This is a genomic window from Chamaesiphon sp. VAR_69_metabat_338 (assembly GCF_031423935.1).
In the GTDB taxonomy this organism is placed as follows: Bacteria; Cyanobacteriota; Cyanobacteriia; order Cyanobacteriales; family Chamaesiphonaceae; genus Chamaesiphon.
The window spans coordinates 1-15,544 of the sequence record NZ_JANPGM010000151.1 but is presented as its reverse complement, the minus strand read 5'-3'; the positions used below and the strand labels follow the sequence as shown (position 1 = coordinate 15,544).

The 15,544-nt window shown below is 47.5% G+C and carries 17 protein-coding genes; 11 read left to right on the top strand and 6 right to left on the bottom strand.

Going from position 1 to position 15,544, the window contains the following annotated elements:
• From RMO84_RS04565 to RMO84_RS04555, 3 genes are all read left to right on the top strand, one after another.
• Positions 1 to 1,177 (top strand): RtcB family protein (locus RMO84_RS04565; RefSeq protein ID WP_310487297.1); only part of this gene is annotated, 1,177 nt, incomplete at its 5' end.
• A gap of 84 nt (positions 1,178 to 1,261) precedes the next feature.
• Positions 1,262 to 1,468, top strand: coding sequence for an AbrB/MazE/SpoVT family DNA-binding domain-containing protein (locus RMO84_RS04560; protein WP_396135769.1), 207 nt, complete (start codon positions 1,262 to 1,264; stop codon positions 1,466 to 1,468).
• The gene (locus RMO84_RS04555; RefSeq protein WP_310487295.1) at positions 1,465 to 1,848 is read left to right on the top strand and encodes a type II toxin-antitoxin system VapC family toxin; all 384 of its coding nucleotides are present in this window, start codon (positions 1,465 to 1,467) and stop codon (positions 1,846 to 1,848) included. The genes RMO84_RS04560 and RMO84_RS04555 overlap by 4 nt, the downstream gene beginning before the upstream one ends.
• Before the next feature lie 2 nt (positions 1,849 to 1,850).
• Here RMO84_RS04555 and RMO84_RS04550 read toward each other — a convergent pair whose 3' ends face one another.
• A complete protein-coding gene (locus RMO84_RS04550; protein WP_310487294.1) occupies positions 1,851 to 2,828 on the bottom strand; it encodes a folate-binding protein in 978 nt (325 codons plus the stop codon).
• 65 nt (positions 2,829 to 2,893) lie between these two features.
• Positions 2,894 to 3,277, bottom strand: coding sequence for a hypothetical protein (locus RMO84_RS04545; RefSeq protein WP_310487293.1), 384 nt, complete (start codon positions 3,275 to 3,277; stop codon positions 2,894 to 2,896).
• A 230-nt stretch (positions 3,278 to 3,507) separates the two neighbouring features.
• Between RMO84_RS04545 and RMO84_RS04540 the strand changes: the two genes are divergently transcribed.
• On the top strand, positions 3,508 to 3,717 hold the full coding sequence (locus tag RMO84_RS04540) for a DUF751 family protein (RefSeq protein ID WP_310487292.1): 210 nt from the start codon (positions 3,508 to 3,510) through the stop codon (positions 3,715 to 3,717).
• 36 nt (positions 3,718 to 3,753) lie between these two features.
• Entirely contained in the window at positions 3,754 to 4,185 is a 432-nt protein-coding gene (gene rbfA, locus RMO84_RS04535; protein ID WP_310487291.1) for a 30S ribosome-binding factor RbfA, read from the top strand.
• Between the two features lie 544 nt (positions 4,186 to 4,729).
• Here the strand turns inward: rbfA and pcrA are convergent.
• Positions 4,730 to 7,072 carry a DNA helicase PcrA gene (pcrA, locus tag RMO84_RS04530; RefSeq protein ID WP_310487290.1) on the bottom strand — a complete coding sequence of 781 codons (2,343 nt, stop codon included), beginning with the start codon at positions 7,070 to 7,072 and terminating at the stop codon, positions 4,730 to 4,732.
• 208 nt (positions 7,073 to 7,280) lie between these two features.
• Positions 7,281 to 7,931: a DUF938 domain-containing protein gene (locus RMO84_RS04525; protein ID WP_310487289.1), complete on the bottom strand. Its 651-nt coding sequence runs from the start codon at positions 7,929 to 7,931 to the stop codon at positions 7,281 to 7,283.
• Between the two features lie 201 nt (positions 7,932 to 8,132).
• On the opposite strand from RMO84_RS04525, the gene RMO84_RS04520 reads away from it, so the two are divergent.
• The 4 genes from RMO84_RS04520 (at position 8,133) to rimI (ending at position 13,012) form a co-directional block, all read left to right on the top strand.
• Positions 8,133 to 9,821, top strand: a complete 1,689-nt coding sequence (locus RMO84_RS04520) for a CTP synthase (RefSeq protein WP_310487288.1) — start codon at positions 8,133 to 8,135, stop codon at positions 9,819 to 9,821.
• 64 nt (positions 9,822 to 9,885) lie between these two features.
• Entirely contained in the window at positions 9,886 to 10,365 is a 480-nt protein-coding gene (locus RMO84_RS04515) for a GAF domain-containing protein (RefSeq protein ID WP_310487287.1), read from the top strand.
• 151 nt (positions 10,366 to 10,516) lie between these two features.
• Complete coding sequence (locus RMO84_RS04510; RefSeq protein ID WP_310487286.1) at positions 10,517 to 12,289, top strand: aspartate kinase; 1,773 nt, start codon at positions 10,517 to 10,519, stop codon at positions 12,287 to 12,289.
• A gap of 210 nt (positions 12,290 to 12,499) precedes the next feature.
• Positions 12,500 to 13,012, top strand: a complete 513-nt coding sequence (rimI, locus tag RMO84_RS04505; protein WP_310487285.1) for a ribosomal protein S18-alanine N-acetyltransferase — start codon at positions 12,500 to 12,502, stop codon at positions 13,010 to 13,012.
• Between the two features lie 10 nt (positions 13,013 to 13,022).
• Here rimI and RMO84_RS04500 read toward each other — a convergent pair whose 3' ends face one another.
• Positions 13,023 to 13,916, bottom strand: coding sequence for a pirin family protein (locus RMO84_RS04500; protein ID WP_310487284.1), 894 nt, complete (start codon positions 13,914 to 13,916; stop codon positions 13,023 to 13,025).
• A 159-nt stretch (positions 13,917 to 14,075) separates the two neighbouring features.
• Between RMO84_RS04500 and RMO84_RS04495 the strand changes: the two genes are divergently transcribed.
• Positions 14,076 to 14,363 (top strand): hypothetical protein, encoded by a 288-nt coding sequence (locus tag RMO84_RS04495; RefSeq protein WP_310487283.1) that lies wholly within the window; start codon positions 14,076 to 14,078, stop codon positions 14,361 to 14,363.
• 5 nt (positions 14,364 to 14,368) lie between these two features.
• Here the strand turns inward: RMO84_RS04495 and RMO84_RS04490 are convergent, their stop codons facing one another.
• On the bottom strand, positions 14,369 to 14,785 hold the full coding sequence (locus RMO84_RS04490; RefSeq protein WP_310487282.1) for a nuclear transport factor 2 family protein: 417 nt from the start codon (positions 14,783 to 14,785) through the stop codon (positions 14,369 to 14,371).
• 226 nt (positions 14,786 to 15,011) lie between these two features.
• Between RMO84_RS04490 and RMO84_RS04485 the strand changes: the two genes are divergently transcribed.
• Entirely contained in the window at positions 15,012 to 15,512 is a 501-nt protein-coding gene (locus RMO84_RS04485; RefSeq protein WP_310487281.1) for an orange carotenoid protein N-terminal domain-containing protein, read from the top strand.
• Positions 15,513 to 15,544: the final 32 nt, after the last annotated feature.

Below are 15,544 nucleotides of genomic sequence, written 5' to 3'. Positions count from 1 at the left end.
TTATCAACAATTAGAAATCGACACACCCAAACCCGTCCTATCGTGGGCAGGACACGATTTGGCACAAGCAGAAACAAAGATGGCAAAGAATGTTGCCTCATTGCCGTTTGTGTTCAAACATGTCGCCCTAATGCCAGACGTTCATTTAGGTAAAGGTGCCCTAGTTGGCTCGGTAATTGCGACTACAAATGCGCTGATTCCAGCGGCTGTGGGGGTCGATGTGGGCTGTGGGATGATGGCAATTCAAACCCCATTTAATGGTGAGAAATTAGATGGTAAACTCAAAAAAATTCGCCTCGACTTAGAAGCGCAAATTCCCGTTGGCTTTGAAGAAAATAAAGAAATTTCTAAAGATGCTACTAATTGGCAAGGTTGGCAAGATTTTGACCAGTTACATCGCGGCGTGCGCGGTTTAGAAAATAAAGCCATCAAGCAACTCGGCTCTTTAGGCGGCGGCAATCACTTTATTGAAGTTTGTATCGATACCGAAAATAAAGTCTGGTTGATGTTGCACTCTGGTTCGCGGAATATTGGCAATAAATTAGCCCAATGTCATATCGATACTGCTAAAGATTTGGCAAAATTAGCCGATCTCAGTTTACCCGATCGAGACTTAGCTTATTTCGTCACGGGTACGCCCGAATTTGCTGCCTACTGGCGCGATCTCCAGTGGGCGCAAAACTATGCCCGCACTAATCGCGATGTGATGATGGCGAGATTTATGCGCGTCATCGAGCAACATCTTAATGGTGGTAAGAAAATGAAACCATTACTATCGGTTAATTGCCATCATAATTACGCCGAAAAAGAAGTCCACTTCGGTAAAGAATTCTATGTGACTCGCAAAGGTGCCGTCCGCGCCCAAAAGGAGGACTACGGCGTCATCCCTGGTTCGATGGGCACCAAATCTTATATCGTCAAAGGCAAAGGTAACGCCCACAGTTTTTGTAGTTTTTCTCACGGTGCCGGACGGATTATGTCCAGAGCAATGGCCAAAAATACCTATACTTTAGATGACTTAATCGCCCAAACTCAGGGTGTCGAATGTCGCAAAGACACCGAACTCCTCGATGAGATTCCCGCCGCCTATAAATCGATCGATACAGTAATGGCAAATCAATCCGATTTAGTAGAAGTAGTCGCAACTCTCAAACAAGTAGTCTGTATTAAGGGTTAATATTAAGTATGATTGAATCATCCTAACTTCTTACAACACACGATCGTCTTATCATCCCACCACACCAGTATCGATAAAATCAGTATGGATACAGTTATCGTTTCTTCTCAATATCAAATTGTCATCCCCCAGGAAATTAGAGAATCAATGGGCATAGTCTCTGGCCAAAAAATTCAGATGATTGCCTATCGCAACCGGATCGAATTAATCCCACTGAAACCTATTGCTCAAATGAGAGGCTTTCTCAAAGGGATCGAGACAGAGGTAGTAAGAGAAGGAGACAGAGTTTGAATATTGTTGATTCTTCCGCATGGCTTTCCTACTTCGCTGGCGATGGCAATGCTGAATACTTTGTCGAACCGATCGAAAATACCACAGATTTACTGGTTCCTAGTATTACGCTCGCTGAAGTTTTCAAAATTATTCTGCGCCAACGAGATGAAGATGTCGCTTTGGCAGCAATCGCGCAAATGGAACAAGGAGAGGTAATCGTTCTCGATAGTCGCTTGGCAATTGATGCGGCTTATTATGGCATTAAGTATAAACTCCCGTTGGCTGACAGCATAATTTATGCAACGGCAATGAAGTATGATGCTATTATTTGGACGCAGGACAATGATTTTGAATCACTCGATCGGGTGAATTACTTTCCAAAGTTAGACAGCAAATAATATTAAACTGGATACTCATGTCGAACGAACGGCAGATCGATAATTTCCCCTTCTACGTCTCCTACCATCACTTTTAAACCTACCCCACCAGCCTTCGATCGAACGTAGCCCAATCCCATTATTCCTGCATCCGTCTCACTACAGCTAGTTAACACACCCACCTTTTCATCATCGACAGTTATCGCCGTTCCCACTGCCACAGATCCGGCTAACTTAATCCCCCATAGATACTGTTTGACACCTTTATAAGTATTCAGCCGCGCGATCGTTTCTTGGCCGATATAGCAACCTTTGGTAAACGAAATTGTATCCCACAAACCCACCTCTAAGGGGTTGTAATCCTCCGTTAACTCCGCGTCAGGTTTCGGTCTACCTTGCTGGATTCGTAGGCATTCCCAGGCGTTCTCATCTACTGTGACAGCACCTAAATTAGCGATCGCTTCTTTTAAAGCTGGGGCACTAGATCGATCGCATATTAAGCGATAGCCAGGTAATCCCAATTCAGTCCCGATCGCAATTCGGATTTCGATGCCATTAACGTGATGTACTTGGTGGCTGTGTAATGGTAGCTCGTTTAAGTCAGGACAGCCCAATTGTGCTAATATACTGGCACTTTCAGCACCCATTAGTGTAAAGCTAGCTAGAGTATCGGTGACATCTTTTAATTTGACTCGATCGGCAAAAAAGATGTACTTATCGAGCCAATCAAATAAATATTTACGACGATTGGGAGATGTAATTAGCAACACCTCATCATCTAAAATTAGTCCAGTTGCCAGATCGATCGTCCGAGCTGTCGAAGTGACAAACACCGTATCGCAACCTTCGCCCGATTGGCGTTTTTCAAAATCTGCCGTGCTTTGGTTGTGTAAGAATCGCAGCCTGTCGCGATCGCTTACCAGGATTTTACCCCAATCGGAAGTATCGTATATAGCCACGCCCGATTTAGCAGATTGAAGTATCTTGTTTAAATTATTCAAAATATTAATTTAGGAGTTTTATATTGTTTATATTGTTTATATTGTAACGATACTTTCTGCGATCGCTAGGTTGGCAAGTTATTAAAGATTCTAGCGATAACATCTTTAGCTTTACGATCCAATTTAGTCCAATCAGGAGTTTGCGCTTCCATATCGATGAGACTGGTATCTACATCTACAATTTGGCTCTCAACTTCGCTATGACTGCCATCATAATTGAGAAAACACACCTGATAGCACAAATCCCAAATATCAAACTTTAACCGTCGATCTCCAGACTCCAGACAAAGATAATTAATCGGGTGCGGCTCTCGTACCTCCTCATAACTCACCTTCCAAGTCGAAACTTCTCCCTGTTGACGGATGCGATCGATAATCCGAATATAAATCGGTTGCATCAAAAACTCCGCTTGTTGCCAAGCCAACTCACTTGCAAACTTCGGCTGCATAACTCTCAACTATTAAATTTAATTAACCCCCAACTCCCTTAGTCTAACCCCCTCCAGATCATCTGTGCCCCTCTGTCTCGATCGCAACCGTGGGGAAACAAAGGCGTGCGCGCGTCGCTGTGGTGAAAAAGCACCATCTCCAAACTCCTCATATTCATTTGACAACCCTTCGTCCATCCCTTGCCATTCCGTTATAATGGTTCCTGTCCGCTAGCACGATCGAAATTGTAATGTTTGGTGATTTTTTTGACAACATCGGACGATACCCAAGTTACTTCGTGACAATTGTCCTCGGTATCTTCTTTTCCGCATTTGGTTGGCTAGCACCGCTCTGGAAACGTCCTATTACTGCCGTCGCGCTAGTGGGCTTTTTGGTAGGGACAGTCATGGTAGTAGTATTTACGCTCAGAGCGATGCTCGGACTTACTCCCGTCACCTAAGCTTGCAGTCCGATTTACAAGATTTAAACAAAACTTATGAGTAATACTCGTCGCGTGTCGCGTGTCGCCGAACTGATCAAGCGCGAAGTCAGTCAAATGATCCTCTTTGACATCAAAGACGACAGAGTCGGCGCGGGCATGGTTAGCGTCACGGCTGTCGATGTCGCTGGCGATCTCCAGCATACCAAAATTTTTGTCAGTATCTACGGTAGCGATGAAGTCCGCGCCCAGACGATGGAAGGACTCAAATCTGTGACGGGATATGTCCGTAGCGAGCTAGGTAAACGCGTTCGCCTCAGACGTACGCCTACAGTCCTCTTCGTTGAGGATACGTCATTCGATCGAGCAACAAGCGTTTTATCTCTCATCAACCAACTCAGTCTCAAGCGGGGCGAGTCAGAAGAATTAGCCACTGTAGAGAGCGAACCCAGCACCGAACCCACCCAAATAGCATCAGAGGGTGCCTGAAAAGCATGGATTTAATCCCGAGTAATAGTCAAATTCCCCCTTTTTAAGGGGGATTTAGCAGGGTGGTTTCATACACCGAAATAAAAATCTTTCAGTCCACTTCAGTGGACTTTTGCTATTAGCCCGAAATTCATTTCAGGGCGGTTGATGACTAAACAGATGGGTATTGGCATTTTCCTTTTCTTGTATGAAACCACCCTGCTTTTTAAGGGGGATTTAGCGGCTCGCGTAACTCCTGTCTTGTCTTGCTTCCATGGTCGGGGAACAAAGGCGGGAGCAAGCCGCTAACGGAGTGGCTCCGCCAACGTCGGGTGTCCCGACGGTTTGCGGATGCGCTCGTCACGGAGGTTTCCTCCAGGTTTAGCGAACCAAGCAGCGGCGCATCGAACGGGAGGTTCCCTCCCGTTTGTGTGCGACAAGACAGCGACCCAAATCACGCGGAGGTTTCCGACCCATGTGTTTCAGTCAAGACAGGGAGACAAGACAGGGGGATTGATAACCTACGATCGGAGCTAATAATCCTTTTCAGACACCCTATCATCCATCACTCGATTTTTTGTAGCCCAACAATTTTGGGATCGATGATTTTTTGGCCGAGATTGGGAAACTTAATCGCCACAGATTGCTTGTTCCCAGTGCCAAATACATGGGAAATTTGACCCACTCCAAAACTACGATGAATTACGCGATCGCCAACCCGCCATGCTGTTGTGCCATCGTGAGTACTACCGACTGTTTTCGGTGCTTTGGATGGAATTCTGGCACTGGTTTGAGATTTAACTTTAGTCCGCAGATTACTATTAAGTAATTCTGGTGGTAATTCGCCGATAAATTGCGATCGAATCGCGGGTTCGCGGGAACCATATAAGCGACGTTCGCGCGCGTGGGATAAATATAATAACTCTTGAGCGCGGGTGATGCCGACATAGCACAACCGCCGTTCTTCTTCGACAGCTAAGGGATCGTTGAGCGATCGAAAACTGGGGAATAATCCCGCTTCTAAACCGACTAAAAAGACGACTGGAAATTCCAATCCTTTAGAAGCATGTAACGTCATTAAAGAGACGGCTTCTTTACCTTCTTGGAGGTTGTCTAAATCCGAGCTGAGTGCCGCACTAGCCAAATAAGCTTCGAGTGTCGGCTGGTCATTTTCTTCTTGGAATTGAATCGTGGCATTGACTAATTCTTGAACGTTTTGAATGCGTTCTAAAGCTTCATCCGTACCTTGCGTTTGCAACTCATGAACGTAGCCGGTATCTTCGACAATGCCCGTGACGATATCGACAACCGGACGCGTTTGGGCTTCGCTCCGCCACTTATTAATAATTTCTGCAAAATTTAGCACGCCTTTTGACGATCGTCCGGCGACAGTTTTGACGGAAGTTTCATCATTCAGGATCTCCCATAAAGGGACGCCTAATTGATGTGCGGCATTCTGGAGATTATCGATCGTGGTTTGCCCGACACCGCGTCTGGGAGTATTGATTACCCGCAGCAAACTTACCGTATCGCTAGGATTGGCAAGTGCGCGTAAATAGGCGATGATATCTTTAATTTCCCGCCGATCGTAGAACTTTAATCCACCCACAATTGTATAGGGAATTTGCGATCGGACAAAGGCATCCTCGATCGGTCTTGACTGAGCATTAGTTCGATATAAAGCAGCGAAATTACCATAGTTTAATTCGGGATTTTCGCGGAGGAGTTTCCGAATTTGACCGACAACAAATTCTGCTTCGTCAATTTCATTATCAGCTTTGTACAAAAAGATCGGTTCGCCTTCCCCACGCGTTGCTTTGAGAACTTTATCGATCCGTTGGGTATTATGTTGAATTAAATGATTGGCTGCGGCTAAGATATTCTCGCGCGATCGATAGTTTTCTTCCAACTTCACCATCGTTTCCGTGCGATCGTCTGGCTGACTATCGCCGAAGTCATCCTGAAAATTCATCAGAATGGTAAAATCTGCCGCTCGGAATGAATAGATAGATTGATCGGCATCACCCACGACAAAGATCGATCGATGTTCCCAGGCATCGAAGGTTTTGCTATCGACACCATTAGTTACTAAAAGTTGAATCAGATCGTATTGTGTCCGATTGGTATCTTGATATTCATCTACTAAGATATGGCGAAATTTGCGATGCCAATAATCTAGGACTTGCGCGTTTTGACGAAACAGTTGCACTGGTACTAATAATAGATCGTCGAAGTCTAAAGCATTATTGGCGCACAGCGCATCTTGATAATGTTTATAAACATCCGAGATGACACGCCCCCGATAGTCATTTTGCTCTTTGCTATAGGCGTCTGGCGATAAGCCTTGGTTCTTAGCAGTACTAATCGCATAACGAACCGCTCGCGGCTCGAATTTCTTGTCGTCTAAATCTAACTGCTTGACGACAATTTGCTTGACTAATCCTTGGCAATCATTATCATCAAAAATTGAAAAACTTCGATTCCACGTCCGTCCCTTCTCGTCTTGATATTTATCGATATCAAATCGCAGCACTTTACTAAATAATCCGTGAAATGTGCCGATCCATAAGTCTTTGATAATCGTCTTATAGACATGCGATCGCAATTGAGTTTGTTGATACTCATCTAATGCGCCCCAAGCTTTACCAAACTTTAATTCTGCTTGTTGCTGGGCGAATAGTAACTCGATTCTCGATCGCATTTCTTTGGCAGCTTTATTGGTGAAGGTAACTGCGAGAATATGCGCGGGATCGACGTGGTGGGTGCGGATCAGGTTGGCAATCCGATAGGTGAGGGCGCGAGTTTTGCCACTACCAGCTCCGGCTACTACTAATAAGGCTCCACAATAATGCTCGACGGAACGCCGTTGGGAGGGATTGAGATGTGCGAGAAAGTCGGTATTAGCCATTTGGTAGTGCGGAGATGTTTGGAGGTACTGCGGAGATTTACCCACCCCGCCCTTTGGGCACCCCTCCTGGGAGGGGATTTTTTAGAATTTGTAGAATTTGTAGGTTGGGTTGAACGAATGTGAAACCCAACGATCTTCACAATCGATCTTGGATCTGTCGAGCTTCGCTTCTGAGTCTGCCAAGGGTTCTTTTTGATTGAGATCTAAATTATTCAACCACCTTAAACACGACCGAAAGATTATTGGCAGGCATGGGATAGACTTTTTGAAGTTCTAGGTTGTGACTTTGAGCGACAGCGGTTATTTCTGCTAAATCTCGGATGCCCCATTCTGGATTTTGACTTCTCAGACTTTCATCAAAAGCAGCATTGCTGGGAGCTGTATGGACACCGCCTTGCTTGAAGGGGCCATATAAGTACAAGATACCACCGATCGGGAGGATGCGGTTTGCGCCTGCAAATAACCCCAAATAAGCAGATTTAGGCGCGATATGAATCATATTAATATTCACGATCGCGATAATCGGCTGTTGGATAAGATCGCCAAATGGAACGCTGCCAGATTCGATCGACCATTGGGCACTACTAGCATCGAGATCGAGCGGGGGATACATATTATCGCATGGGGCGAACTGTTTCCAGGCAGCGATACTCGCTCTGGCATCGGGATTGGGATCTGAGGGCAACCAATCGCGCGGTGCGAGTTGGGGAGCCATGAAGATGGCGTGTTCGCCAGTGCCGCTGGAAATTTCTAGGATCGTCCCCGTCGGTGGTAGTACTTGCTGCAAAACTGCGAGGATCGGTTCGCGATTGCGCTCGGTGGCGGGTGCATATCGGCGGCGATCGAGAGAGTCGTCCATTGTTACGATCCGATTGGGACTTTTCTAGCCTAGTATAAGCCAACGCCTGGAAGTCGTGCCCGATCGTCACCAAGTCCGCAGGTGCAGAATTTGGATCGACAGCCACGATTTCATTGTTTGCTTGCTGGTAGTACCAAGCAATTTGCGGTGAGTAGTTTACAATGATCTAGTCGATCGGGTAAGAGAAAAACCAAAAGTAGCATGACTAAGTTTGTATTCGTCACTGGTGGCGTCGTTTCAAGCATCGGCAAAGGAATAGTCGCCGCTAGTTTGGGACGACTGCTCAAATCGCGCAACTATTCAGTCTCGATCCTCAAACTCGATCCTTATATCAACGTCGATCCTGGCACCATGAGTCCGTACCAGCATGGAGAAGTATTTGTCACCAGAGATGGAGCGGAGACAGATCTAGATCTCGGACACTACGAGCGATTTACCGACACATCGATGTCCAAACTCAATAGTGTCACCACTGGTTCGATCTATCAAGCGGTAATTAATAAAGAACGGCGCGGTGACTACAATGGCGGCACGGTACAAGTCATCCCGCATATTACCAACGAGATCAAAGAGCGGATCGATCGAGTTGCCAAAGATACTAACCCCGATGTGGTAATTACGGAGATCGGCGGCACCGTCGGCGATATCGAATCTTTGCCGTTTCTCGAAGCCATCCGCCAGTTTCGCAAGGAAGTGGGCAGACGCAATGTCATTTATTTGCATGTCGCGCTAGTACCCTGGATTTCGACGGCAGGAGAAATGAAAACCAAACCGACGCAACACTCGGTAAAAGAACTCAGATCGATCGGGATTCAGCCAGATATTTTGGTCTGTCGCAGCATTCAGCCCCTACTGCCAGGGATTAAAGAAAAGCTCTCGGAATTTTGCGATGTGCCAGTCGAATCGGTAATTAATGCGCCGGATGCCAGCAGCATTTATGAAGTGCCGCTAATTATGGAACGGGAAGGATTGGCTTCTCAAGCGATCGATCTGCTCAATCTCGAACAGCGGACTCCCGATCTGACTCAGTGGCAAAATTTGGTCGATCGGATGCAGACATCTACCCAGGAAGTTAAAATCGCCCTAGTTGGTAAATATACCCAACTTGGCGATGCCTATTTATCTGTAGTTGAAGCTCTCAGACATGGCGCGATCGCCAATGGTGCCAAATTAGAAGTCGTCTGGGTAAATTCGGAAGATCTAGAGTGCCACGGTGCGGCCAAATACCTCGCTGACGTGCAAGGGGTGGTCGTCCCTGGTGGCTTCGGCATTCGCGGCGTAGAGGGCAAAATTGCCGCCATTCAGTACGCTCGCGAACACCAGCTGCCCTTCCTGGGATTGTGCTTGGGCATGCAAGCTGCGACGATCGACTGGGCGCGAAATGTGGCTAAACTCGACGGTGCTCATAGTTCGGAATTCGATCCCGAAACTCCCAATCCGATCATCGATCTACTCCCCGAACAAAAAGATGTCGTCGATCTCGGTGGGACGATGCGCTTGGGCTTATATGCGTGTCGCCTGGAAGAACATACTCTGGCGCACAAGCTCTACCAGCAAACCGCCATCTACGAACGCCACCGCCATCGGTATGAGTTTAATAATGCCTACCGAACTCAGTTTCTCAACAGTGGCTACAAGATCAGTGGCACATCTCCCGATACTCGCTTGGTAGAAATTATCGAACTCCCATCCCATCCCTTCTTTATCGCGACGCAATTTCACCCCGAATTTCAGTCTACGCCGAGCTTACCTCATCCTCTATTCAAGGGGTTGATGTCCGCAGCTTTGGCCAGAATCGTTAGCGTCCCCAAACAGCCGGAAGATGATACTCACGCAGAACTAGCCTTCGTTGGCGGAGCATCTCAACATGAAAATCTCATTGCGGACTAATGTACATAACCTCACCTGAATCGACATTTTGAGATGGTTGTTAGCAACATCGATCGGCTTTTTTATGAATAGATCCTCACACATAAACACCGATCGATGGCGGTATATGGATAAAGATGCTCGGGTTCAGAGCACCATCGACACTCTCCGACAGCACCTCGATATCGATCGAGTTGTGGTCTATACATTCAATTCCGATCGAGTCGGTCGAGTCACCTTTGAATCGTTGAGCGATCGGCAGTTGTCAATTCTCAGCACTAGTGGCGCGGACGACTGTTTCAATAGTGAGTATACCAAGCTGTATGAAGATGGCCGGATTCGGGTCATGGTTGATATTGAGTTAGAGCCGATTCAGTCTTGCCATCGCGAATTTTTGCGCGGATTGAAGATTAGATCGAATTTCATCGTGCCGATTTTAATCGATCGCAAATTAGCAGGCTTATTGGTCGCTCATCATTGTCAAGCTATTTACGATTGGAGTGCGGCTCATATTCAAGTGATGCAAGCAACCGCGCAGGATTTGGCGACGATTGGTAATTTGTAGGAGCGGCGAAGGCGATCGCTATTCAACAGACAATTGCTAGCGTAAGCTGGATCGCGTTATCGATCGTCACACTGTTTGAAAAGATGAGCGCAGTTGGCAATAGATCGCTAGAGCACAGGTTAAATCTAAATTAAAGGTAGTAGTAATCAAGATGGCGTTAATCGTACAAAAATATGGGGGGACATCAGTTGGTTCGGCAGAACGGATTCAAGCCGTCGCGCGGCGAGTGGTGGCTGCTGTCAAAGCTGGCAACGATTTAGTCGTAGTCGTTTCGGCAATGGGGAAAACTACCGATGGCTTGGTCAAACTAGCGCATGAGTTATCCAGTCAGCCATCCCGCCGGGAAATGGATATGCTGCTAGCAACGGGCGAACAGGTGACGATCGCGCTGTTGAGTATTGCCATTCAAGAACTGGGACAACCCGCCATCTCCCTCACTGGCGCGCAAGTAGGCATCGTTACCGAAGCCGAACATACCCGCGCGCGGATTCTAGAAATCGCTCCCGATCGCGTCAATCGGCATCTCCAAGAGGGTAAAGTCGTGGTGGTGGCTGGATTTCAGGGCGTGAGCGCGACGGGAGATCGAGATATCACCACCCTGGGCAGAGGCGGTTCGGATACTTCGGCTGTCGCGCTAGCTGCCGCGCTCAAAGCTAGTGCCTGTGAAATTTATACCGATGTCCCGGGCATTTTGACGACCGATCCTCGGCTCGTGCCAGAGGCTAAACTACTGACCGAAATTACTGCCGATGAAATGCTCGAACTCGCCAGTTTGGGTGCGAAAGTATTGCATCCCCGCGCGGTAGAAATTGCCAAAAATTATGGCGTACCTTTAGTCGTGCGATCGAGTTGGACGGACGATCCTGGCACCTGGGTCATATCGCCAGCACCTCAGCCCCGCCCGCTGACCGGTTTGGAGATCGCCCGATCGGTCGATGCCGTCGGCTTTACAACCGATCGCGCCAAGATTGCGATCCTCCAAGTACCCGATCGGGCGGGGATTGCCGGCCAATTATTCGGCGCACTCGCCCGCGAACGCGTCGATGTCGATCTGATCGTCCAATCGATCCACGAAGGCAATACCAATGACATTGCCTTTACCGTCAGCAAACAGGCCATCGGTCGCGCCCAGGCGGTCGCTGAAGCCATCTCGCCCGTCCTCCATGACAACTTTGTCCCCAGTCACGATCGCATCCTGGTAGCAGGCGATATCGCCCAGGTGAGCATCTCTGGCGCGGGGATGATCGGTAGACCTGGTGTTGCCGCTCAGATGTTTAGAACCCTCGCCGATGCGGGGATTAATATCCAAATGATTTCGACTTCGGAAATCAAAGTCAGTTGCACGATCGCCAGCAGCGATTGCGATCGGGCGATTTTGGCACTCTGTCAGCAGTTTGAGATTTCCACTTCTTCTAACGAAAGTCAGATTCCGCCAGTTGAGGCACCCTCAGTACGCGGCGTCGCTCTCGACCTCGATCGAGCGAGATTAGCTATACTGCAAGTACCCGATCGACCCGGCATGGCTGCCGAACTATTTGGAATCTTAGCAAAGCAAAATATTAGTATGGATGCCATTATCCAGTCCCAACGCACGCGCGTCATCAATGGGGTGGCTACCCGCGATATTGCCTGTACGATCGCCCAAAATGATGCCGTCGATGCCAAACGCGTCCTCGCAGATGCTGTCACCAAACTCGGCTGCGGTGGAGTCGTTGTCGATGAATCGATCTCCAAAGTCAGCATCGTCGGCGCGGGGATGATTAGCAATCCTGGCGTCGCCGCCAAAATGTTTAATGCCTTAGCAACAGCAGGGATTAATATTCAGATGATTTCGACTTCTGACATTAAAGTAAGTTGTGTCGTCGCTCGATCGCAAGGCATCGATGCACTCAAGACCGTTCATCAGGCGTTTGGATTGGGTTAGGCTTTAGGTTTTAGGTTTTAGGCTTTAGGAAATAGATTTGTAGGTTGGGTAGAGTGAAGCGAAACCCAACAGCATGCAATGTCGATCGCCCTGTGCTAATTATTAATCGAGCGTGCCGTTAACATTGGGGTTGTTTGGTTTCGAGGCTCGACCTGCAGCTACTTAAGACTCCGAGTCTCCCGTCCCTAGTCACCGATTCAGTAACATTAAGTGGGTTTAGATCTAACAATTAAGCCAATCTCTGTCGATGAAATCGAATCTGTCGTCATCCTCGATCGCTTATGCTTTGGAGGATTGTGGTCGATCGATAGTTATCGGCGCGAATTAACCAATGACAATAGTCATTTTTTGGGCGTGTCGATCGATAGAACCTTGGCACCAGAAACATCTGGCATCATCGGTTTCGGCTGTTTTTGGGCGATTCTAGATGAGGCGCATATCACCTTGCTCGGCATCCATCCGCAGTATCAACGCCAAGGATTAGGCACATTATTACTCACAGCTTTATTAGACAAAGCTCGATCGATCGAGATGGCTCGCGCGACATTAGAAGTTCGTGCCTCCAATCAAGGCGCGATCGATTTGTACGAACGATTTGGTTTCCAAACTGTCGGTCGCCGCAAGAAGTACTATCAAGATACTGGCGAAGATGGCATCATCATGTGGCGCGGTGGCTTACAGCATCCCAATTTCACCCATATAGTTAACGATCCAGTTGAGTGATTGTCGATTGTTACAGGGGTTGTTCCTGATGCGGGGGTTCTGCGGGCAAGGGAATAAATTCAGTCTCTCCAGGCACTGGCTCGAATCTGCCTTGCTGCCAATCTTGCTTGGCGCGATCGATCCGTTCTGGACGACTAGAAACAAAATTCCACCACTTAGTGCGATCGCCAACAGGTTCGCCACCGATGACCATACACCGAGCGGTACGATCCGCCGAGATCGACACTACCGCTCCAGCTTTGAGTACGACTAAGCGGTGTTGCTCGATCTCCGTACCCTCAATTTGCAATCCTGGGGTCACGGTATAGATCGCTCGTTCTGAATAGTCACTAGGTAGCGTAAACTTCGATCCTGGCGCGAGTTGCACGTCTAGGTAGATCGTTGGTGAAAAAGTTTGGACGGGGGAAGTGCGGTTGTATGCTGTACCAGCAATGAGTGTGAACTCGACCCCATCTGCTTCCCATTTGGGTAAATCGCTGGCGGGATAATGCTCGAAGGAAGGCTCTGTTTCTTCAGCTTCGGCTGGCAGTGCCACCCAGGTTTGAATCCCGTGTAACGTAGCTTCCCGATTGCGATCGTTATCTGGCGTACGTTCTGAATGAGCGATCCCGCGTCCGGCGGTCATCCAATTTACTTCCCCAGGCCGAATTTCTTGCACGGTACCGAGACTATCGCGATGCATTAAGGCACCTTCAAATAAATAAGTTACAGTAGCGAGATTGATGTGTGGGTGCGGTCGCACGTCTACGCCCTGACCTGGGGGAAACTCAGCGGGGCCGAGATGGTCGAAAAAGATAAACGATCCGACCATTGTCACTGCCGCTGAAGGCAACAAGCGGCGAGCTTCAAAGCCACCTAAGTCTTGAATATGGGGTTCGATGAGATGAGTGAGGAGATCGACCATAATCGCTGTAAAGAGATGGGCATGGTTATCTTTAATTATCGATCGCATCTTTAGCAGCTGGCTATTTGTCGATCGTCAGCAATACCAGATTTAATTTTTGTCCGGTTGTGCCCAGCGTGGCGATGAATAAAAAGATCGTAGTCTATTGGCGATCGAGAGATGAGTATCGGTTTGACAGTTCTGTTGGTAATTATCGGCGTGGTGTTGCTCTATTGCGCCCTGGAAAAATTCTCGAATAAATCTCGTGCCGACGAGATTTTTGGTGAGTGGCAGCGCAAAGCCACTGTCGATCCCGAGACGCGACGGCGGACGATCGTCATGGCCGGACACGATATGGAGCGCGTCGAACGCTTACTTGCCAATGCTCGTCGCAATAATCCCGATCGAATGGAGCAATGGTACTGGGAGAAAATCTTGTACGATTTGGAACGCGATCGCGGCTTGTAACCAAGTTACTTGCTAAATTTTAATAATTCTTCTAATGCTGCTAAAAGCTTGACTTCTACCAGCAAAATTTCTTTGTCTGCATTGAGCTGAATCAACCAACTCACATTGATGGTGAAGTAATTAGTTTTGACTTTACCGTTGATATGATATTGAGACAGATCGTCATCTCTAAGCAGCAACATTCCTGATTCAGGCCAAAAGCTCATCCCACTAGCTTCTGTTTCTAGATATGCTGCGATCTTCGCTCTACCCTCGATCGGGTTTTCAAACGGCGGAGCCAACTGGCCGCGCTCGGCAAATAATGCAGCGGCATCCTTAAAATCACCACTGTTCAATCTCACGAAATATGCAGCGATCTTGGGTTCGTCGATGCCCTCAATTTTGACTAATAATTCTAAATCGCTAGCAGTAGATTTATTCACGATCGGCAGTAGCTAGTTGGTAACAATATAAATAATCGCGAGCTAAATCGGCACAAAGTATCAAGTGTTTGCTCTCAATTTCGCTCTGCGAGTATATAAATTATCAAAGCACAATCTAGAAGTGAATTCCATCTGTCTTTTGACCGATCGTCACCTCCTCCAAAAGTATGTATGACTACCGATAAGATTGTGAGTATTGTAGAGAAGATGAATTTAGGACAATATTGTGACAACTGTAATTTCAAATGTCCATCCAGAAATGACTGACGCTTTTATGGCGTTAGATACCGACCAAAAGCTCGCCTTATTATGGTTTATTTATAAAGAGACTGGCAAATCAATTACACCGGCTGCACCTGGAGCCAGCACTGCCGCACCAACGATCGCCGAAGGCTTATTCAAGCAAGTTGCCGAAATGAGCCATGAGGAACAATTACAAATTCAACGGGATTTGATCGAAGGTAAGAATAGTTTGATTAGTCGGGAATATGGCGCACTTAGCGATACCACCAAATTGCTATTCTGGTACTTATTAGCTCAAGGCATGGATCGGACAGAAATCATTCCGATGCCAGCCGACTATCAAATGTCAGAAGCCGCAACTCAATGCATGACCAAACTTCAAGCATTGGACTATACCGAACAAATTTCAGTTCTCCGCAATTTAGTTGCTAGCATGGGTGCCGATCCCGAGACGAATGCTCATGATGAGGCGACTGGTTTATAAACAATTAATCGATCGACTGAATGCTTAATTTC